The following is a 19,935-nucleotide window of genomic DNA, read 5'->3' on the forward strand; positions in this document are numbered from 1 at the left end:
CGCTGAAAAAAATGATAAAAAAATCAACCCCAAGAAGCTTTTTCGCAGTTGTCGGAATCCTGCTGATGCTTTTCATGAGAAGTGCTTCGGCTATGGCCGCGGACTTTCTCGATCCCGAACAGGCTTTCGTGCCAAGCGCAGAGCTGACCGCAAATCGCTCCATCGCGGTGCACTGGAAGATTGCCAAGTCGTACAAGCTCTACCGAGACCAGATCAAGGTGGGCGTCTCAGGTGGAAAGGCGAGCCTTGGCGAACCGGTCTTTCCCGAAGGCATCCTCTTCACCGATCCATCGACTGGCGAAAAGCAGGTTATCTATCATGACGAGCTGAGGCTCGAGGTTCCGGTCAAGCAGGCATCAGCTCCATTCACCGTGAAGGTCGAATACCAGGGGTGTGCCGAAGACGGGTTGTGCTATCCGCCGATAAGCAAGTCGTTCAAAGTCGATCCATCCAGGCCCGGAGCACTGGCGGCCGTCGAGAGCACGCCGGACACTGGCGCATCGACCGGATTGCAGCCAGCAGCCTCAGATGCCGCGCCTGCTGTAGCCGCATCATCAGCGAACGCCGTGGATAACGGCGGCAAGAACGATCTGTCGCTCGCCCAATCGACCCTTGAAAGCGGCAGTTTGTGGAAAGTATTCGCAGCGTTCCTGCTCTTCGGTCTTCTGCTTTCGTTCACGCCCTGCGTGCTGCCTATGGTGCCGATTCTTTCGTCGATCATCGTTGGAGAAGGGGAGACCACCAAGGCGAAAAGCTTCCTCATGGCGCTGGCCTACTGCCTCGGTATGGCACTCGTTTACACCTCCCTCGGTGTGGCGGCGGGCCTCGCTGGCGAGGGCCTTGCCGGAGCACTGCAAAAGCCGTGGGTGCTCGTGATGTTCAGCCTGCTGCTGATTGGCCTTTCGCTCTCGATGTTTGATGTCTACCAGCTTCAGGCGCCTGCTTCGTTGCAGAACAGCCTGAGCAAGACCTCCAGCAAACTCAAAGGCGGCCGTTTCGTTGGTGTTTTCTTCATGGGAGCCATTTCGGCACTGATTGTCGGCCCATGCGTCGCTGCGCCACTGGCCGGAACACTGGTTTACATCAGCCAGACGAAGGATGTTGTTATCGGCGGTCTGGCACTCTTTTCGATGGCGATGGGCATGAGCGTACCGTTGCTCCTGATCGGCCTGTCGGCGGGCAGCCTTCTACCGAAGGCCGGAGCGTGGATGATTGGGGTCAAATATGTGTTCGGTCTGATGCTGATCGCTGTGGCGATCTGGATGGTCACGCCGGTGCTGCCGCCACAGGCGCTGATGGTTGCCTGGGGCGCACTCGGCATCCTTTGCGCAGTTTTCGCAGGAGTATTCGGCCATCTGCCGGAGAAGCTCACCGTCGGGGGCAAGTTCAAGAAAGCGCTCGGCTTGGTGCTCTTCATCATCGGCGTGATGGAGCTGGCCGGAGCCGCTTCGGGCGGAACCAATCCGCTCGAACCACTGGCCGGACTGCGCGGTGGTTCATCGGTTGCGGCTGCGAACAATGGCAAAACTGCTGAACTGGCGTTCAAAAAAATCCGCACCGTCGAAGACCTTGACCGCGAGCTGCATGCCTCGGCAGGCAAGAAGCCGGTGATGCTCGACTTTTACGCGGACTGGTGCGTCTCTTGCAAGGAGTTCGAAAAGTTCACCTTCAGCAATGCGAAGGTTCAGCAGGGCCTCGCCGACGTCACCCTTTTGCAGGTTGACGTGACCGCGAACACCGCGGACGACAAAGCGCTGATGAAACGCTTCAACCTTTTCGGCCCTCCCGGCATTATCTTTTTTGACAAGTCTGGCAATGAGCAAGTGGACAATCGCATCGTCGGTTTTGTCGAAGCAGAGGAATTTCTGAAGCACCTTGAAAAATTATGACTGACGAAATGACGAGAACAGTGGTGACCTACAATCCCTCGAAAAATCCCTCCAGCGAGGTCTGCGTTACCTCTTCATCTCCAGCCTTGATCAGCTCGAACGTTTTATTCTTCGCTTTAGGGTGCCACAACGAAATCACTGCGGCTTCGGCGACGTCGCCGCGATCGATCAAGCCGCTGATTTTGTCGCCGGTGTCAAAGCGCAGCTCGTGCCGGAACGCGGGGCCGTTGAGGAGGCCGCCGGGACGGAGAATGGTGTAGCGGAATCCAGCTTCTCCGTAAAGCTTACGAACGGCGTCTTCACCCGCGAGTTTCATATCAAGCACGCGACCATACTTGTTGAGCGGGTGCTCTGGATGGGTGACCCCGAGCGAGCTGATGAGCACGAAGGTTTCGACGCCCGCCGCTTTTGCCGCCGTGGCGAGGCGGATCACGCCATCGCGATCGATGGCAGATGGCGGGGGAGCGTCGGGATTCATCACGTTGCCGCCAATGGCACAAATGACAGCGTCGATATTCCGGACAGCAGCCTCGACCTCCTGATCACTGAGCACCGATCCGATGACGAGTTTGTCAACAATTTCAGGGCCGAGCAGCTCGATCGCTTTCTGGCCCGACTGCACAAAAAGCCGGAAATCGATGCCGTGTGCCTGGAGTCTCCGGACAACCAACTGACCAGTTCTGCCGGTCGCTCCTGCCACGAGGACAGTGCCATTGAATGGTGGTTTCATCAGATCAGCTCTTTAGGGTTCATGGAAACATCGAGAACTTCACGTTCATAATCATGGTCAGGTCAACGACGGCGTGCAGGAAAAACACGGTGCGCAGGTCACGGTACCAGAAGAACGAGAGCGCCCAGGAGAGGGCGATCAAGAGTTGGGTCGGCATGAAAAAAGGCTTGAACGGGCTGGTCTGTACAACGTGCTCCGGCAGAATGTTCAGCCAGAAAAGCCCGTGAATCAGGCCGCTGTAGCTCATGAAAAAAAGAAAACCTACGAGAAAGCCTGCCCACTGGTTTTGGGTGAATTTGCCGACAAGCGACTGACCAAGACGGAACACGGCGTAGAACATGAATGTCTCTGCGATGCCGTTGCCAACGCTGAAGATGAGCGCGCTCCAGGGGTCGAGCATCCGGCCGCCATCGGTGGTCGAGTTGGAGTAGATGTAGGCGTTCAGAACGAGAATTACAACCGAAAAGACAAGCAGGCCGATACGGCGTTTATCGAATGGCGGATTGGGTGCGGTGACATCTTTCCGAAAGAAGGCAAGCCCGATGATGAGGGCGATGGCCCAGTAAGCATAAATCTGAAAAGGCGCCGGAATGGTGTGCATGTCAGGTCAGGTTTTTGGTTCAGGAAATTTTTTCAACTGGCTCGAATGCCTCGGCGTGGTACGAACTGCGCACGAAGGGGCCCGACTGAACGTGCCGGAATCCGGCGTCGAGCGCGATTTCGCGGTAGCGCTCGAACTCTTCGGGCGTCACGTAGCGGCTCACCGGCAGATGCGCGGCGGTTGGTTGCAGGTACTGGCCGATAGTCACCATGTCACAGCCGTGACCTCGCAGGTCGTGCAGCGACGCTTCGAGCTCCTCCTCCGTTTCACCCATGCCGACCATCATGCCGGACTTGGTGGCGAGCCGGAACTGGCGCTTCGCCCGCTCGATCACCGCAAGCGAGCGTTCGTACAAGGCTTGCGGGCGCACGGCGGCGTAGCGTGACGGCACGGTTTCGATGTTGTGATTCAGCACCTCCGGGAGCTCCTGCATCACCAAATCGAGCGACTGTTCATTGCCGCTGAAGTCGGGAATGAGACATTCGAGACTCACGCCGGGGTTCACTTCGCGAATCGCGCGGATGGTTTCAACCCAGTGCGTTGCACCGCCATCGGCGAGATCGTCACGGTTGACGCTGGTTAGCACGGCGTGGCGGAGCTTCATCGTTTTCACCGCCTCGGCGATCTTCGACGGCTCCTCCGGATCGGGCATAGCCGGCCGGCATTCCGTTCCGACCGCGCAAAAACGGCAGGAGCGGGTGCAGACGTTGCCGAGCAAGAGGAAGGTGGCCGTGCCTTTCGACCAGCACTCGTGCAGGTTCGGGCACATCGCCGAGCGGCACACCGTGTGGAGGCTGTGCCGGTTCAGCAGCTTGCGCGTCGAAGCAAACGACGAGCCCGAAGCGAGCTTGATCTTGAGCCAGTCGGGTTTCTTTCCGGGACCAGAGTTCATGCAGCGGTATCAGAACTGAAGTTGAAAAAGACTTCACGAATATAGCCAATCCTGACAATTATGCCTGCTATCGCCAGATGGAAGACGTGGCCGGAGTGGACAGAGAGACTTGAAAACGGTACATTGTTGAAAGGAACCGCTCCGATCAATCGCTCATTTTTCCGATCATGAAAAAGCTTTTCGCTGTTTTTTTGGTTTTTGTCGCCATGGCACTGCTGCCCGTACTTGCTTCCGCAAAATCTGCTTCCGGGCCGCTCGCTTTCGGTCTTTACCGTTACGAACAGCACTCGAAAATCAATGCCGAGACCTACTGGAAATGCGACTATCCGGTATTCGAACGCTCGAAAGCTGGCGACATCATCAATGCGGCGATCCTGAAAGCGGTCATAAGCCAAGCCCCTTCGCCTGACTCGAAACCGGCGGCAGCGAGCATCGAAGCAGCGGCGAGCGCTTTCATCAAAGAGTGCGACGAGCAGATGAAAGATGCGCAGGCGCACTCCTGGGCGTGGCAATCAGAAACCAGCGGCGAGGTGCTGCTCGACCGGCCCGGCATGGTGACAGTTTCGATCTTTACTTACGCCTTCACCGGCGGCGCACACGGCATGAGCGTCACACAATACCTGATTTTTGATACCGCCACCGGCAGGCCGCTTGGCCTGAACGACCTGTTCAAGCCGGGATTCGAGGCAATGCTCGACAAGCTGATCGAGCGCCGATTCCGGCAGATGCGGGGCCTGTCGGCAACTGACCCGCTCAACGGTGAAAAGGGAGGACTGTTCGAGAACAAAATCACGCATAACGAGAACTTTGCCGTGACCGGTTCCGGCATCCGTTTCCTCTACAATCAGTACGAAATCGCTCCCTACGCCGCCGGTCAGATCACGGTCGATCTCTCTTTCGATGAGCTGAAAGGCATCCTTAAACCTTTGCCAGCACTCAAACCGATCAAGCCATGATGCGCTTCAACTGTCGATCCGCCGCGAAAAAACACGAGCATCGGGAGGACATATTCTTGAAACCTGGGTTGTTCCAACATCCACAACTTTACATAATTTATATTATATGCTATCCGTAACTGTTCGTGAGAGTCCTTCAGAACGCATCAATATCATCTCCAGCTTGTGAATATTCACCGTGGAGTCTAAGTTATAACAACGGTTCTGCGTTGTGGAGCTTGCTTTCAACAGCGCTTCGATAGTGATCCTTCTGCACTAACCGTTGTTGTATAATATAAATTATGTAAAGTTGCAGGGGCAAAGATCACGACGAACGGTTTCAGCGCCTCCTTTCCGAATCACCGCATGCCGGCAAACCGCCATTGAAAGATTTGTTCCAGAATGATCCTCTCCAAGCCTCAGGATGTTTCGTTTTCCGTTCGTTTTCCGGGAACTGGCTGGCCTGCCTGACGCTGACCTGACAGACCGGACATGCTTACTGAACTGAACTGATGATTCGCAACCGACATGCTCCAGGAGACATCATGGAGTGCTTGATTGCCGGTGCGGCATGGTTGAGCAATTGCTGATGGGTTTTATCGGTATATCTCATCATGAAAACGGTCACTTTCCGTTCTCCGGATTTTCGAGCCGCTTGCGAATATCGAGCAGCTCTTTGCGGCGTTCCGGGCTGGGCTCGGGATATTTGAGATTGAGGCTTTCGAGCGTGTCGAGCACGATGCGCGAAACGATCAGGCGTGCATTCTTTTTATCGTCAGCCGGAACTGCGAACCACGGAGAATCTTTAGTGCTGGTCTCCTGGAGGCAAGACTCGTACGCCTCCATGTACTGATCCCAGAATTTCCGCTCTTCGAGATCGGCGGTACTGAATTTCCAGTTTTTGTTTGGGTCATCGATCCGCTCAAGAAAGCGCTTGCGCTGCTCCTCCTTCGACAAATGCAGATAAAACTTGACAATACGAGTACCGTTGCAGTGAAGATGCTGTTCGTGGCTGACAATTGAGCGGTACCGGTGATCCCACACTTTGCCGTTATGGGCAAGATTGTGAGGGATGTTCTGCATTTCAAGAATTTCCGGATGTACCCGGACGACAAGTACCTCCTCGTAATAAGAGCGGTTGAAAATACCGATTCGGCCCCGTTCAGGCAGGACGCAGTTGGTTCGCCAGAGAAAATCGTGTTCGAGTTCCGTGGCTGACGGATGCTTGAAGCTGTAAACCTGGCATCCCTGCGGATTGACGCCCGACATCACATGCTTGATGGCGCTGTCCTTTCCGGCAGCATCCATAGCCTGAAAAATCAGCAGTATGGCATAGCGGTTGTCCGCATAAAGAACATTCTGAAGTTTGCTCAACTCTGCGACATGGTTGGCCAGAAGTTCGTGGTACTCCCCTTTCGAGCGGTACACCGGATCAATCCGGGTTGGCCGTTTGGCGAGATTCGGCTTTTTGCCCGGCTGAATCCTGAAAGCGTCGAGATCTAATTTCATGAAGATTCTCCCGTGAAAACGTTACCGAAAAGAGGCAATCGGATTGTCAAGTAATGATATATCTATTTTTCAAGTTCGCAAAAAACAGAATTGAATCATATCTTTTTCAATACCGGAGAATGAACCGTTAAAATCCCGGCCATTTTTCAGCAGAATCCGGTTCGGATGCTCGTCTGTCAGAAACCGTTTGTTGGTCTGGGCTGGTTGATTTGTCAGATTCTTCGGTAAGTATTTGCATTTTCCGTGATGCCGGTGCAAGAAGGTAGCCCGTCATCTGCAACGTTTAAACTTACACCTATGCATTTTGTCATTACCGGTTCATTGGGCCACATCGGCAAACCGCTTGCAATTCAGTTGAGCAAAGAAGGCCACGCAGTGACGGTCGTCAGCAGCAACACCGAAAGAATAAAGGAGATCGAGTCGATCGGCGCCAAAGCGGCCATCGGCAGTGTGGAAGATCCCGGATTCCTCACCGAGACCTTCCGAGGCGCGGACGCCGTTTTTACGATGGTACCGCCGAATATGAATGCCGCTGACTGGAAAGCCTGGATCGCCGGAATCGGCAAGAATTATGTGGCGGCCATCAAAGAGTCGGGTGTCAAACACGTGGTGAACTTGAGCAGCATCGGTGCCCATATGGTCGATAAATGCGGTCCGGTCAGCGGTCTTTCACAGGTCGAATTGGCTATGGACGAAATGAAAGGTGTGAACGTCCACCATCTGAGGGCAGGCTACTTTTACACCAACTTCCTGAACAGCATTGGTCAGATCAAAAATCAGGGTATCATCACCGGTAACTACATGCCCGATCTGAAAATGGTGCTGGTGCATCCGGCAGACATCGCCGATATCGCCGCCAGGGCGCTCAAGGATGAATCGTACCTCGGCAGAGGCTTCAGCTACATTGCCAGTGACGAAAAAACTCCGGCTGAGATCGTCACCATACTCGGCAAGGCAACCGGCAGAATGGATCTCAAATGGGTTGAACGCACCGACAAGGAAGAATACGATGACCTGATCGCTATCGGCCTGCCAGAGGAGATCGCCAAAAATTATACCGAAATGGGAGCCGCCCTGCGGTCAGGAGATATGAATGCGGACTATTTCCGCAACCGTCCGGTCATGGCCGGCTGGAGAACGTTTGATTCGTTTATGCCCGAATTTATCGCGACCTACAACGCGTGACAAGCATCTTCCAGAAGGCTGTTATTACCTCCGGGAATTTCTCCTGTTAACTGTTAAGACAATTGCATTGAAACGCCGCAGCTTTGCGGCGTTTTTTATTTTATCCTCCCCTCTTCCTTTGCCCGCTGCACCAGAACAGCCAACGCGCATGAAAGCAGCCTTGTCCTGAGATTGTCCGCTCGGCTGGTGAGAATGACCGGCACTTTCGCGCCCATAACGACACCTGCGGCATCGGCGTGGCTGATGAAGGTGAGCTGCTTGGCGAGGATGTTGCCCGCCTCGATGTCCGGCGCAAGCAGAATGTCCGCATCACCCGCGACCTGTGAGACGATGTGCTTCTCCTTGGCTGCCTGGCGGCTGATGGCGTTGTCGAAGGCTAGCGGTCCATCGATGATGCAGCCGGTGATCTGGCCGCGCTCGGCCATTTTGCACAGAGCTGCCGCGTCAAGCGTCGCCTGCATGGCGGCATTGACCACCTCAACGGCGGCCAGCACGGCGATTTTCGGCAAGCAGCTCTCCCCTGTCAACGCAACCCATGCATCGACGGCGTTGCGGCAGATGTCGGCTTTTGCGCAGAGATCGGGGGAAATATTCACCACAGCGTCGGTGACGATAAGCCATTTGTGGTATCCAGCGGTGTCCATCACATAGGCGTGTGACAACCGCCGCCCGGTGCGCAGGCCCGATCCGCGAGCAACAATCGGCCCGAGCAGTTCGTCGGTGTGCAGCGAGCCTTTCATGATGGCGCCAACCTCTCTCGCAGCCGCCAGCTCGACCGCCTTTTCCGCGGCAGCATGGCTGTGCGGCGTGTCGATAACCTGCCACTTCGATAGATCGATTCCCGCTTCATCAGCCGCTTTTTCGATGCGTCCGGCTGGCCCTACCAGTAGAGGAGTGATCAGCTTTTCCATCACTGCATCGGACACGGCGGATAACACCTGACTATCAACCGGGTGCACCACGGCGGTCACGAGTGGCGGCAGTGAGGCGCATTTTTTGATCACGGCATGGTAGCGGTCGTGCGGATGCACCTGAATTTCCGGCGGTTCATCACTTGCAAAAGCGTGGTTTCTGTCGCTCATGGCGTCGATAGGCATGAAGGTTCGTGAAATTCCTGAGCTTCCGGAAATATACGCATCCCGACGATGATGTTCCCGGCCTCACCACAATTTCACCGGAATGTGTCAAGCATAGCGCTGAACGGCATCAGCAACAGCTCGTTCCGACCAGGCCCGGCTTGCTGTTCCCTGTTTTCAGGACTTATTGGCATATGACCAATATTTCCCTATATTATCAGACTTACGTCTTCTAATGCCTTCGAGCATTAACCATTACCCGTGATCCGAAGTGAAAAAAGTACTGATTCTTGGTGGAGGTATTGCCGGTGTTGCAGCAGCCATCGCGTTCCGCAAGCGAGGGTTCGAGGTCGAGGTGGTCTCCGATCGGGAATTTCTGTTCATCTACCCGATTGCCATCTGGATTCCGGTCGGCACGGAGCGGTTCAGGAACGTGGCCTTTCCGCTGGAAAAAGTCGCCCGGAAGCACGGCTTTTCGCTGACGCTTGACACGGTGACGGCCATCAACGCCAGCCGCGATTCGGTCACGCTTGAAAAAGCAGGCCAACGCAGCGACTTCGATTTTCTGGTGATCGCACTCGGTTCAGACAAGATGAAGCACGAAGGTATCGAGCACACGCTCTCGATCTGCGGCGCACCGGAGCACTCGATTCGCCTGAAGGAGAAGATCGACGCCCTCATCGAACGTGGCCACGGCAAGATCGCCTTCGGCTTTGGCGGCAATCCTAAAGACCCGAGCGCAGTGCGTGGCGGCCCTGGCTTCGAGCTGTTTTTCAACCTGCACCACAAACTGACGAAACTCGGGATTCGGGACAATTTCGAAATGACCTTCTTCGCCCCAATGGCACAGCCTGGTGCAAAGATGGGCCAGAAGGCGCTCGACATGATGGCCGTGATGTTCAAGGCGAAGAATTTCCGCCAGCGCTACGGCAAGAAGATCACGCGCTTCGAGGTAGACGGAGTGGTGTTCGAGGATGGCAGCAAGCTTGAGAGCGATCTGACGATGTTCATCCCGGCAGGCTCAGGCCATAGCGTTTTCAGAAATTCCGACCTTCCGCTGAGCGAGGCTGGGTTCGTCAAAATCGACGACTTCTGTCGCGTGGTCGGTGTGGATGGCTGGTACGCCGTCGGCGATTCAGCGGCGCTCGAAGGGCCGGAGTGGAAGGCCAAGCAGGGCCACATCGCGGAGTTTATGGCCGACTGCGCGGCCAACAACTGCCTCGCCGAACACTTCGGCCATCAGGAGCCGATGCGCGGTTATCAGGAGCACCTGAATGTCCTCTGCGTCATGGACACCGGCGACGGCGCAGGCTTCGTCTACCGAACCGGTCACAGCGAAATGTTCATTCCGATGCCGGTAGTCGGTCACTGGCTGAAAAAAGCGTGGGGGTATTATTACAAGTTGTCGAAGATGAAATACATTCCGAGGATTCCGGGGATGTGATTTAGATTGGATTGGACAAAATCATTTATTTTACTCCACCAATAAAACTCAGGACTCTGTGCCTCTAACACAAACTTCTTATGATCCATTTTCATCAAGTCAACCTCAACATGAAGATCGTTTGTTACGACGAATAATCTGCAAAAAAATTTCAATAACAATTCACTTCCCCACCACCATCAAATCCCTCATAAAAAAAGCAGGTCAAGTTGACCTGCTTTTTTGTTGTCTGTAGAAGCTCTGCGCTTACTTCTTGTCGGGAACCGGGCGTTCCGGTTTGACGGCGTAGTTGATCAGGTAATCGTAGAGCCTGATCAGACGCGAGTTCTGGTTGTTCTGGTCGATCCAGTGGCCGATCATGCCAATGGTACGGGCCAGCACGAAGAAGCCATTCAGAGAGTGCTCCGGGAAGCCGAGGTCCATAAGGATGCAACCTATGGTGCCATCGACGTTCAGGATCAGGTTCTCCTTCTTGGCGGTCGTGATCTTTTCGACTTCGAGCGCGTAGTTGAGAATCGGCGTGTGCAGCGAGGTTTCGTTCTTCACGTAGCTGACGAGGTACTTCACGCGCTGGTCGGGATTCCTGAGACTCTTGACCCTGTGGCCAATGCCGGGAACCGGGCCGACGTTTTTCTTCATCCAGGCAAGGAAGCCGGGAATGTCGTTCGGATACTCCTTGACACCCATTTTGAAGTATTTGCCAGCGTTGGTCACAGCACCGCCAAAGCGCGGACCGATCATGGTCATACCGGCAGAGACGGCCTGCGGCATATCGATGCCTGCGCAGGCGGCGAGGATAGTGCCAAAGGCGCCAGACACTGCCGGACCGTGGTCAGCAGAGATCATGATGATGCGCTTGATGATCTCGGACTCCTCGCGGCTCGGAAGCTTCTTGCTCCAGAGCAGGCCGATGACATCCTCGATACCATACCCTTTCGAGCAAAGCTCCGAAGCGGCATAACCGGCATAGCGAGGCTCTTCGCCACGATCGTCGGAGATGGTGGTGCGGATGAGCGGTTCGACAACCACTTCACCCTGCTTCATAACCTCCTGAACGCTCGGCGGTAGCTCAGGCAGCAGCGCCTCGTCGATTTCGGGCTTCGGCTTGATGGCGCCAGAAGCGAGCAACTCTTCATAGACCTGCTTGATCGCCTTGCTCAGACCGCCAAAGGTATCGGGCACGAGCGCACCGGCTTCACGCAGAGCGTTCATCTTGGAGCGGGCTGAGCCAGCGCCCTTTTTGCCCTCTTTCGCGCCAGCGTGACCAAACTTCATACCCTGCGGGAGAACCTCCTGGCAGGTACCGCCAATGGCGGCGATCAGCTTGATGCGGCGTGGTTCGGCTGCCAGCCACTCTGCAGCTTCCTCTTCGAGATTACCGCCAACCTCGCCGATCATGACGACCGCCTTGGTTGCAGGATCCTTCTCGAACATTTCAAGATAGGTGACGAAATCGGTGCCCGGATAGGCGTCACCGCCAATAGCCACGGCAGAGGTGATACCATCACCATTCTGGGCGCAAAGCCACATCGCCTCGTTGGACAGACCGCCGGACTTGGTTAGAACACCGAACGAACCCTGACGATAGAGGTTGCAGAGTTTCAGGTTGCGGTACTCGCCGCCGATCACACCGAGACGGCACTCGCCAGCAGACATGATGCCAATCGACGACGGGCCGTTCAGCATCTTGCCAAGCTTCTGGGCAAGTTTTTTCAGCCGCTTGGCGTCCTTTTCCGGAACACCTTCAGTGATCATCGAGACCAGCTGAATGTTCGGGGATTCAAGCGCTTCCATCGCGGCCTCGGTCGCTCTCGATGCGCCGAGGTAGATGAGGGCGGTGTTGATGTCCGGATGCTCATTGAGAGCTGGAGCCAGAGACGGATAGACGGTAACGTTTTTGAGTTCGCCACCGCGGAAGATTTCTTTCTGCTGGCCCGCTTCGGGCGGATACACGAAAGCCTGGACGGTCAGCGGACGGTTGATCAGGTAGTCGAACTGGGCCATGCGTTTTGCCGCATTGACGCCTGCCACACCACCAATGATGACCGCCCGGGTATCTTTATTTGCGAGAATGCTCACGGTTCAATCAGAGTTTAATGAGTTTCTATAGTCTTAAATTTCAACATCTTGCAAGGAAATCCCTCAAGACTTCAGAGCCAGGTCGACAATATCGGTCATCGGCATGGAGCGGTCGTAGACGTGAATGTCGAAGCCTTCCTCCTGGAGCTTCCTGATGGCGGCAAGGCCCTGAGCCTCGTTCGGACCGCCACGGCGTACCCAGATTTTGACGCCTTCGAGGTAGCCTTTCGACTTGCTTTCGCGCAAACCGTTGATGATACCGCTGAAGGTTGCCTTGACATCGGTGAAGTTGGCGATAGCGCCACCGACGATGATGTGCTTGATATTGGGCAAACGGCAGATGGTTTCGGTGAGCGCTTCCACGGCCCAGTCAGGCGGGTCGCCCGAATACTCTGCATAGTTGGCGATGGTGCCGCCGCGAGCCACGACTGCGTCGGCATAGAACACCGATGCGCCTCCGCCTGCGGTCAGAAGAGCGATTTCACCGCCAGGCACCTCAACGAACTTGACCGAACCCTTGATCCTGGAGTCGATGTCCATGATCTGCTGCTCGGCTTCGGTAAACGGACGGCCAATTTCAGAAACCGGCTTGAAATCCCAGTCGGCGTGACGGAAACGGGCGTCCCAATCGACGTTCATCACGGCGTCGAGCGCAGCGAAACGCATGTCGCTCTTGCGGATGACCAGCGGGTTGATTTCGATAGACTGTGCGTCCTCGTTGTCGAAGCAGAGAACGAGGCGGGAACAGATTTTGCCGACGCGCTCGGCGATTTCGCCTTCAAAACCGGCCTCTTTGGCCAGCGCGGTCAGTTGCTCGATGGTCGGATGTTCATCGAGAGGAATCTGGATGCGGCGAACGCTGTCCCAGTTATCCTCGATATCGACACCGCCATATTTGGAAATCAGTAACTCGGCACCATCTCTGTTGCCGATAATGGAGACATAGAATTCTGCGTCATGATCGAGCATTTCTGCCACGATGACCTGGCGGACTTCAGCCGTACCGACTTTGGCGCCGAGCATCTCCCTGGAGGCCTGGATTGCCTCATCGAGATTGAGTCCGATTTTGACAAGACCAAGCTTGAACCGGCCGCCGATCGCTTCGTGAGCCTTGACGACAAGTTTTGATTCACGCAGCCATTTATTAGCTTCACCAAGCTGTGCAAGACGTTTAGGGTCCATGATAACAACATAATTAGGCACAGGAATGCCCCACTTGTTGAACAATTTCATGGCAGGCCCTTCAAGAATTTTAGCCATGCTCTATATGTTTATATTATGGGTAGTTTGCGAACAAAAAGAAGTGTGTAAAATTTAAATATAACTATATTGCTTTAACTTCCAAGTATTTAAGAATTGTTAATCCCCCCAAAACGCAAAAAAAAGTTTCAATGATCGACTTCACGACCTGGTGGCAGCACCTCCCATCGCAAATGAATCCCGTCATTTTTTCAATAGACGGCATTGCCATCCGCTGGTACGGCACCATGTACATCGTGGCCTTCGCTATTGTCTATCTGCTTTCGAAATACAGAATTTCCAACGAAAAGCTTCCATTCGACAAAACCTTTCCCGGTGACGCCCTGACCTGGGCGATGGGCGGTGTGCTGATCGGAGGCCGGATCGGCTATATATTATTTTATGGTTTCGACTGGTTCCTTCAGGATCCTGTCGGTACGTTGATTCCAATCAAATTCGGGAACGGCTCCTGCGCTTTCTCCGGTATCAACGGCATGTCGTTCCACGGTGGGCTGATCGGTGTGGCCATTGCCTTATGGCTTTTCACCCGAACACACAAGGTTGATTTTCTCAAGACCGTTGATCTTTTTATTCCCGCCCTGCCGCTCGGCTACACCTTTGGCAGACTCGGCAACTTCATCAACGGTGAACTCTACGGCCGCGTGACCACCTCGGCCATCGGCATGTACTTCCCTGCCGCTCCAACCGTAGCGCTGCGCCATCCCTCGCAGCTCTACGAAGCGTTCTTCGAAGGCATCGTGCTCTTTATCATCCTCTGGACGATTCGCAAAAAAGCCCCATGGCCCGGCTACCTCTCCGGCCTCTACCTCATTGGCTACGGCACGGTGCGCTTCTTCATCGAATTCTTCCGCGAACCCGACGCGCAGCTCGGCTTTGTCTTCCTGAACTTCTCGATGGGCCAGGTGTTATGCTTTCTGATGATTGCGGCGGGAATTGGGATTCTAGTGTGGTCTAAGCAGCGAGCGGAGAACGCTGATGTTATGATGGGTGGGAAGAGGTAAGGAGATTGAAATATTCAGGTGCGAACTCTATTTAGACAGGTGGATTTTTTTGATATATTGTTTGTTTGAACAACAAAAAAAATGAAAATCCTAAACAGGATCGAGGACCAGGGACGATATATCAAAATAAAAATGGTGAGATAAGGCTAAAACTATTCCATACAAATACCGAGAACCCATCGATCAATTATCCGACTTTATAGGATAATGTAATTTAGCGCCAGAAAAGGTAATCCCAAGGCCTCAGCAAGAGGGTTTCACCGGTTCGAGAGTTACCGAATCCGGATTTTGTTTTACTGTGGAAAACTCAACATGGCTATCGGATCATGACGTAACCCAGCGCTCCTTTACCCACGATATTCTGCGAAGAACCTTACAAATTTATCTCTCTCCTATCTCATAAACAGCCCTTAAATTTCACCATATTGTCGTCGTGAAAGCTTTGAAGAGGCATCTCTATCTATTCACTCCGCAGTCACCACCAACTCCTCACTTTTCCCAAAACACCGGCGGCGAATAATAAGCGTCACAATGATCGTGCTCATAGCCGTCGAACCGACGAGCATGAACATGACGACGATCTGGTAGCGGATGGCGATGAGTGGGTCGGCTCCGGCGAGAATCTGACCCGACATCATGCCGGGTATGAAGACGAGGCCGACGCCCATCATGGCGTTGATCGAAGGAATCATACCCGCCTTGACCGCTCCCCTGAAAATGTCGAGGCTTGCCTCTTTGTAGTTCGCGCCGAGGCAGAGTTTCATTTCGACCAGCTCGCGCTGCTGGCGCATCTGCGAGAAGAGACGCTCGATGGAGATGGCAAGCGCGGACATCGAGTTGCCGATTACCATCCCCGCCGTGGGAATGAAGTAGCGCGGATCCCACCACGGATGCACGCCGATCACCAGCCACGAGACAAAGAGCGCCGTGAGGAAGTAGCTCGACAGCATCGTAAGAAAAGTCGGCACTTCGTAGGCAATCTGCTTTTCCTTCACCCGCCCCCGCACGATGAACACCGCCGAAAAGACCATCACGACGTAGATGCCGAGCGTCAGCCAGAGGTTCTCTGCTCTGAAAATGAAGGTCAGCGCATAGCCCATCAGGAAGAGCTGTGAGACCGTGCGGACGGTTCCGATGGAAATATCCCTGTTCAGACCGAGCTTTTGAACAAACGAGGTTGCCTGCGCGACAACAATGAACAGCAAAGCCAGCAACAGCTGCGGTATGGAGATTTCGATGATCGGATTCATGAGCATTCGAGTTTTCCGTTGCGGAAAGTGCAGCTTCGGGCCTGCGGAACCGCGGGCAGGTATTCGCTGTGCGTAACGATGAGCACCGTTTTGCCCTCTCCGGTGTTGAGCCGTTCGACAATCGAAAAAACCATGCTCGCGCTTTCGGTATCGAGCGCCGAGGTCGGTTCGTCGAGCAGGAGCACATCCGGCTCGGTCAGAATGGCACGCATAATCGACAGGCGCTGCTTCTGGCCCACTGACAATGTATTGGCTGACTGATCGAGGCCGACACCTTGCAGGTAAAATGCTTCAAGCATCCGCTCCAGCGATGCATCATCCGGCGGACTTTTGCGCTGAGCCTGGGCGAAGGTGAAGGAGAGCAAAAGATTGTCGCGAATTGTGCCGTCAATCATCTGCGGAATCTGCGGTACATAGGTCACTTTCGAGCGCAACTCCGACGGCGGAATCTCCGTTGTGTTGCGGCCCCGAAAGAGAATCGCACCCGAGCGCGGCGTGTTCAGGCGGCAGATGAGGCGCAACAGCGTTGACTTGCCGCTCCCCGACGGCCCCTTGACGACAAGGAACTCCCCTTTCCCGACATCGAGCGACAGATGCTCAAAAACCGGCGGCCCGCCTTTGCCGTAGCCGAACGAAAGGTCTCTGAGTTCAAGGAGTTTTGTCATTGATCATTCTGTTTTACCCCGGACGGCATGAGTACACGACTGTTGAAAAGATCGGAACTTATTTCGTTATTTACCAATACAGCAGCTCTTTTCCGGCAACCTCTTACCCTTCCGAATCATGAAAGCTCCCGAAGAACGGCTTGGTTCCTTCTATCTCGGCGCAGAATACGATCTCCAGTCAGGCTTGCGGCTCGAACAGCCGGTGCATTACGATGCCCGCGACCTGACCACTCACGCCGTCTGTGTGGGCATGACCGGCAGCGGCAAAACCGGCCTCTGCATCGACCTGCTCGAGGAAGCGGCGCTCGACAAGGTGCCGGTGATTCTTGTCGATCCGAAAGGCGACATGACCAACCTGCTTTTGCAATTCCCCGACCTCTTGCCCGAAGATTTTCTGCCGTGGATCGATCAGGACGAAGCTCGGCGCAAAGGGCAAACTCCCGAAGAGCTTGCTGCTGCTACCGCCTCGATGTGGAAAAACGGGCTCTTCGACTGGGGCATCGCTCCGGAGCGGATCCGGGAACTCAAAGATTCGGCAGAGTTTACGATTTACACGCCCGGCTCCGATGCCGGAATCCCGGTAAACATCCTCGGCAGTCTGGCTGCTCCCAGGCTCGATTTCGATACGGAGGCCGAAGCGATCCGCGAGCGCATCGCCGGCACGGTCAGCGCCCTGCTTGGGCTTGTCGGCATCAACGCCGATCCGGTCAAGAGCCGCGAGTCGATTCTGCTCTCCGGCATCTTCGAACACTTCTGGCGGGCAGGCACCGATCTCGACCTGGCCACACTGATCGGCTCGATCCAGAACCCGCCGATGCGGCAGGTGGGCGTGTTCGACGTCAACACGTTCTACCCCGAAAAAGAGCGCTTCGAGCTGGCCATGTCCTTCAACGCCCTGCTTGCCTCGCCGTCGTTCCAGAGCTGGCTCTCCGGCCAGGCGCTCGACATCGCCTCCGTGCTCTACACCGCCGACGCTCGGCCACGGGTCGCGATCTTCTCGCTCGCGCACCTTTCGGAAAACGAGCGGATGTTCTTCGTCACACTGCTGCTCGAAAACGTCCTGACCTGGACGCGCGCGCAGCAGGGCACATCGAGCCTTCGGGCGCTGCTCTATTTCGACGAGGTGTTTGGCTACCTGCCGCCGGTCTCCGAGCCGCCCTCAAAACGGCCGCTCATGACGATGCTCAAGCAGGCGCGTGCGTTCGGCGTCGGCTGCGTGCTGGTGACGCAGAACCCGGTCGATCTCGACTACAAGGCGCTGACCAACACCGGCACCTGGTTCATCGGCAAATTGCAGGCCGAGCGCGACAAGGCACGAGTGCTCGAAGGGCTGAAAAGCGCCATCCGCACGGCAGGCGGTTCGGACGCGGAATTCGATTTCGATACGGTCATCAGCCAGCTCGGCAAGCGCGTGTTCCTCATGCACAATGTTCATGAAGACCGCCCGGTGATCTTCCAGACCCGCTGGGCTATGAGCTTCCTTTCCGGCCCGATGACCCGCCCGCAAATCAAAACCCTCATGGCTGGGCATAAAAACGGCTCGACCGCACAGCCGGCGACAGCTTCGCCCCGCCCGGCTTCGCCGGCCATCGCCGAAACTCCGGCGACTTCGAGCGCAGCAAAAGCGATGCCTTCGGGCTATTCGACTGTTTCTGTTTTGCCGAGACTTGATCCTTCGATCAAACAGCTCTTCGTCCCGGCAGCCACCGCTCCGGCGGCTGCGCTCGCAAAGCGCTCTCTGGGAGCACCTGTTTCGGCGGAACTGCTCTACGAACCGGCGCTCATCGGTTGCGCTTCGGTGGATTTCGTAGACGCCAGGCGAGGCATCAGCGAGAACCGCCGCCTTGTGCTTGCCTGCACGGAGTTCGATGCTGCTGGCAATCCCGACTGGGAAAAAAGCCAGAGGCTCGTTGCTATGCAGAATCAGCTTTCGGATCGTCCGGACTCCAAGGCCGCCGGATTTGCAACGCTGCCTGAAACACTCGTCAATGCCCGAAAGCTGGCGGCTTGCAGCCGCTCCTTGTCCGACTTTCTCTACCGGCGCGAACGCCTGCCGCTCTCGATCCACCCGGCAACGGACCTGTTCAAAGGCGAGGGCGAAAGCGAACGAGATTTCACCATCCGCCTTCAACAGGTCGCGCGCGAGCAGCGCGATCAGGAGGTCGATGCGCTTGAAAAGAAGTATGCCACCCAGCTTGAACGCATCGCCGAGAAGATCAAAAAAGAGGAGCGTGAATTGGCGCAGGACGAGGCCGAGCATCAGAACCGGAAAGCTGGTGAACTGATCGGTCTTGGAGAAACCATGCTGGGCTTTTTCCTCGGTCGGAAAAGCACGCGGGGCATCAGCGCCGCCATCAACCGGCGGCGCATGACAGCCAACGCCAAAGCAGAGGTTGATGAGTCTGTCGAAACAATCGAGGAGCTGAAGCGTCAGCAGGAGAAGATCGAAGCCAAACTGAAGAGGCTGGCCGCAGAAATAACCGCGCGATGGGAACATCCGGAATCAGCGCTGACAACCGAGGAGATCGCGCCCCGGCGAAGCGACGTGATGATTCAGATGGTGACCACCGGTTGGCTTCCCTTCTGGCAGGTTACGCTTGACCAGGCCTCCGGCGGCGGAACGCTCTATCTGCCGGCATACGAAGCCGCAGACGAATCGTAGGCCGTCGGCGGCTCATGCCTCGTTGCCGCGCTGTCTGAAAAGCAGATCGCGGAAGAAAAAAAGCGCGGCCACGGCGAGCGTCAAGAGGGCGGCAGACCAGACAGGCAGCGAAAATTTCGAGCCGCCTTCATACATCCACCAGGCGCCGAAGAGGAAAAATACTACGGAAGCGCCAATGCGGATCGCCTTTTCCGGCAGGTTCTTGCCCATCATCCGGCCCACGATGACGGCCAGACCGTCCGACACCACCATACCAAGAGTCGAACCGAGCCAGACCGGAAGAAATGGGTTTGTGGTAGCGAGGCTGATCGTGGTGAGCATGGTCTTGTCGCCAAGCTCGGCCATGAAGAAGGTTGAAAAAACAATCCAGAAGGGATTGACGCCGGTTTTGCACTCCCCCGTCTCATCGTCATCGAGGCTGTCGCCGCGCAGCGTCCAGAAACCGAAAATGATGAAGGAGATACCCGCGATGAACGCGATCCAGTCGCCCGGCAGAAGACCGCCGACAAACCAGCCGATACCCGCTGAAAAAACATGCACGGCAAGCGTCGCCCAGAAAATGCCCCACAGCACGACGCGCGTGTTGTAGCAGGTTGCGAGCGTGAGCGCCACAAGCTGGGTTTTGTCGCCAAGCTCGGCGAGAAAAATCATGACGAGGGAAAGCCAGAATGCGCCCATGCGATCGGAACAAGATTACTGATTGCCAATTGTCGAGCCGGGAAAATATCCTATTACAGCCCATTGTTCCAAATACAAT

At 55.5% G+C, this 19,935-nt stretch carries 16 protein-coding genes; 6 read left to right on the forward strand and 10 right to left on the reverse strand.

Annotation, left to right across the window (positions count from 1 at the left end; genetic code table 11):
* The first annotated feature begins 11 nt into the window (after positions 1-11).
* Complete coding sequence (gene dsbD, locus AYT24_RS04935; protein ID WP_164926979.1) at positions 12-1,889, forward strand: protein-disulfide reductase DsbD; 1,878 nt, start codon at positions 12-14, stop codon at positions 1,887-1,889.
* Positions 1,890-1,917: 28 nt separating this feature from the next.
* On the opposite strand, the gene AYT24_RS04940 is transcribed toward dsbD, so the two are convergent.
* Genes AYT24_RS04940 through lipA form a run of 3 tightly spaced genes read right to left on the reverse strand, consistent with a single transcriptional unit; the run spans position 1,918 to position 4,112 of the window.
* On the reverse strand, positions 1,918-2,619 hold the full coding sequence (locus AYT24_RS04940) for an SDR family oxidoreductase (RefSeq protein ID WP_010932754.1): 702 nt from the start codon (positions 2,617-2,619) through the stop codon (positions 1,918-1,920).
* A 19-nt stretch (positions 2,620-2,638) separates the two neighbouring features.
* Positions 2,639-3,220, reverse strand: coding sequence for a chlorophyllide a hydrolase BciC (bciC, locus tag AYT24_RS04945; protein ID WP_010932755.1), 582 nt, complete (start codon positions 3,218-3,220; stop codon positions 2,639-2,641).
* Between the two features lie 19 nt (positions 3,221-3,239).
* On the reverse strand, positions 3,240-4,112 hold the full coding sequence (gene lipA, locus AYT24_RS04950) for a lipoyl synthase (protein ID WP_010932756.1): 873 nt from the start codon (positions 4,110-4,112) through the stop codon (positions 3,240-3,242).
* A 167-nt stretch (positions 4,113-4,279) separates the two neighbouring features.
* On the opposite strand from lipA, the gene AYT24_RS04955 reads away from it, so the two are divergent.
* Positions 4,280-5,068, forward strand: coding sequence for a DUF3298 and DUF4163 domain-containing protein (locus tag AYT24_RS04955; protein ID WP_010932758.1), 789 nt, complete (start codon positions 4,280-4,282; stop codon positions 5,066-5,068).
* A gap of 603 nt (positions 5,069-5,671) precedes the next feature.
* Here AYT24_RS04955 and AYT24_RS04960 read toward each other — a convergent pair.
* Positions 5,672-6,556, reverse strand: a complete 885-nt coding sequence (locus tag AYT24_RS04960; RefSeq protein WP_010932760.1) for an ADP-polyphosphate phosphotransferase — start codon at positions 6,554-6,556, stop codon at positions 5,672-5,674.
* A gap of 297 nt (positions 6,557-6,853) precedes the next feature.
* On the opposite strand from AYT24_RS04960, the gene AYT24_RS04965 reads away from it, so the two are divergent.
* On the forward strand, positions 6,854-7,741 hold the full coding sequence (locus AYT24_RS04965; RefSeq protein WP_010932762.1) for an NmrA family NAD(P)-binding protein: 888 nt from the start codon (positions 6,854-6,856) through the stop codon (positions 7,739-7,741).
* A 95-nt stretch (positions 7,742-7,836) separates the two neighbouring features.
* Here the strand turns inward: AYT24_RS04965 and AYT24_RS04970 are convergent, their stop codons facing one another.
* Positions 7,837-8,838, reverse strand: a complete 1,002-nt coding sequence (locus tag AYT24_RS04970) for a phosphate acetyltransferase (RefSeq protein WP_010932763.1) — start codon at positions 8,836-8,838, stop codon at positions 7,837-7,839.
* A gap of 250 nt (positions 8,839-9,088) precedes the next feature.
* On the opposite strand from AYT24_RS04970, the gene AYT24_RS04975 reads away from it, so the two are divergent.
* Entirely contained in the window at positions 9,089-10,261 is a 1,173-nt protein-coding gene (locus AYT24_RS04975; RefSeq protein ID WP_010932765.1) for an NAD(P)/FAD-dependent oxidoreductase, read from the forward strand.
* Between the two features lie 246 nt (positions 10,262-10,507).
* On the opposite strand, the gene AYT24_RS04980 is transcribed toward AYT24_RS04975, so the two are convergent.
* Together AYT24_RS04980 and AYT24_RS04985 are read right to left on the reverse strand one after the other, a co-directional pair.
* Positions 10,508-12,340, reverse strand: a complete 1,833-nt coding sequence (locus tag AYT24_RS04980) for a citrate/2-methylcitrate synthase (protein WP_010932766.1) — start codon at positions 12,338-12,340, stop codon at positions 10,508-10,510.
* 63 nt (positions 12,341-12,403) lie between these two features.
* Entirely contained in the window at positions 12,404-13,600 is a 1,197-nt protein-coding gene (locus AYT24_RS04985) for an ATP citrate lyase citrate-binding domain-containing protein (RefSeq protein WP_010932767.1), read from the reverse strand.
* 131 nt (positions 13,601-13,731) lie between these two features.
* Here AYT24_RS04985 and lgt point away from each other — a divergent pair, with 131 nt between their 5' ends.
* Positions 13,732-14,601: a prolipoprotein diacylglyceryl transferase gene (gene lgt, locus AYT24_RS04990; RefSeq protein ID WP_010932768.1), complete on the forward strand. Its 870-nt coding sequence runs from the start codon at positions 13,732-13,734 to the stop codon at positions 14,599-14,601.
* Between the two features lie 464 nt (positions 14,602-15,065).
* Here the strand turns inward: lgt and AYT24_RS04995 are convergent, their stop codons facing one another.
* The gene (locus AYT24_RS04995; protein ID WP_164926980.1) at positions 15,066-15,851 is read right to left on the reverse strand and encodes an ABC transporter permease; all 786 of its coding nucleotides are present in this window, start codon (positions 15,849-15,851) and stop codon (positions 15,066-15,068) included.
* Positions 15,848-16,516 carry an ABC transporter ATP-binding protein gene (locus tag AYT24_RS05000; protein ID WP_010932770.1) on the reverse strand — a complete coding sequence of 223 codons (669 nt, stop codon included), beginning with the start codon at positions 16,514-16,516 and terminating at the stop codon, positions 15,848-15,850. Before AYT24_RS05000 ends, AYT24_RS04995 begins: the two co-directional genes overlap by 4 nt.
* A 118-nt stretch (positions 16,517-16,634) precedes the next feature.
* On the opposite strand from AYT24_RS05000, the gene AYT24_RS05005 reads away from it, so the two are divergent.
* Positions 16,635-19,178 carry a helicase HerA domain-containing protein gene (locus tag AYT24_RS05005; protein ID WP_010932772.1) on the forward strand — a complete coding sequence of 848 codons (2,544 nt, stop codon included), beginning with the start codon at positions 16,635-16,637 and terminating at the stop codon, positions 19,176-19,178.
* A 12-nt stretch (positions 19,179-19,190) separates the two neighbouring features.
* Here the strand turns inward: AYT24_RS05005 and AYT24_RS05010 are convergent, their stop codons facing one another.
* A complete protein-coding gene (locus AYT24_RS05010) occupies positions 19,191-19,856 on the reverse strand; it encodes a TMEM165/GDT1 family protein (RefSeq protein WP_010932773.1) in 666 nt (221 codons plus the stop codon).
* Positions 19,857-19,935 lie beyond the last annotated feature (79 nt).

Origin of the sequence: Chlorobaculum tepidum TLS (genome assembly GCF_000006985.1) — a bacterium.
In the GTDB taxonomy this organism is placed as follows: Bacteria; Bacteroidota; Chlorobiia; order Chlorobiales; family Chlorobiaceae; genus Chlorobaculum; species Chlorobaculum tepidum.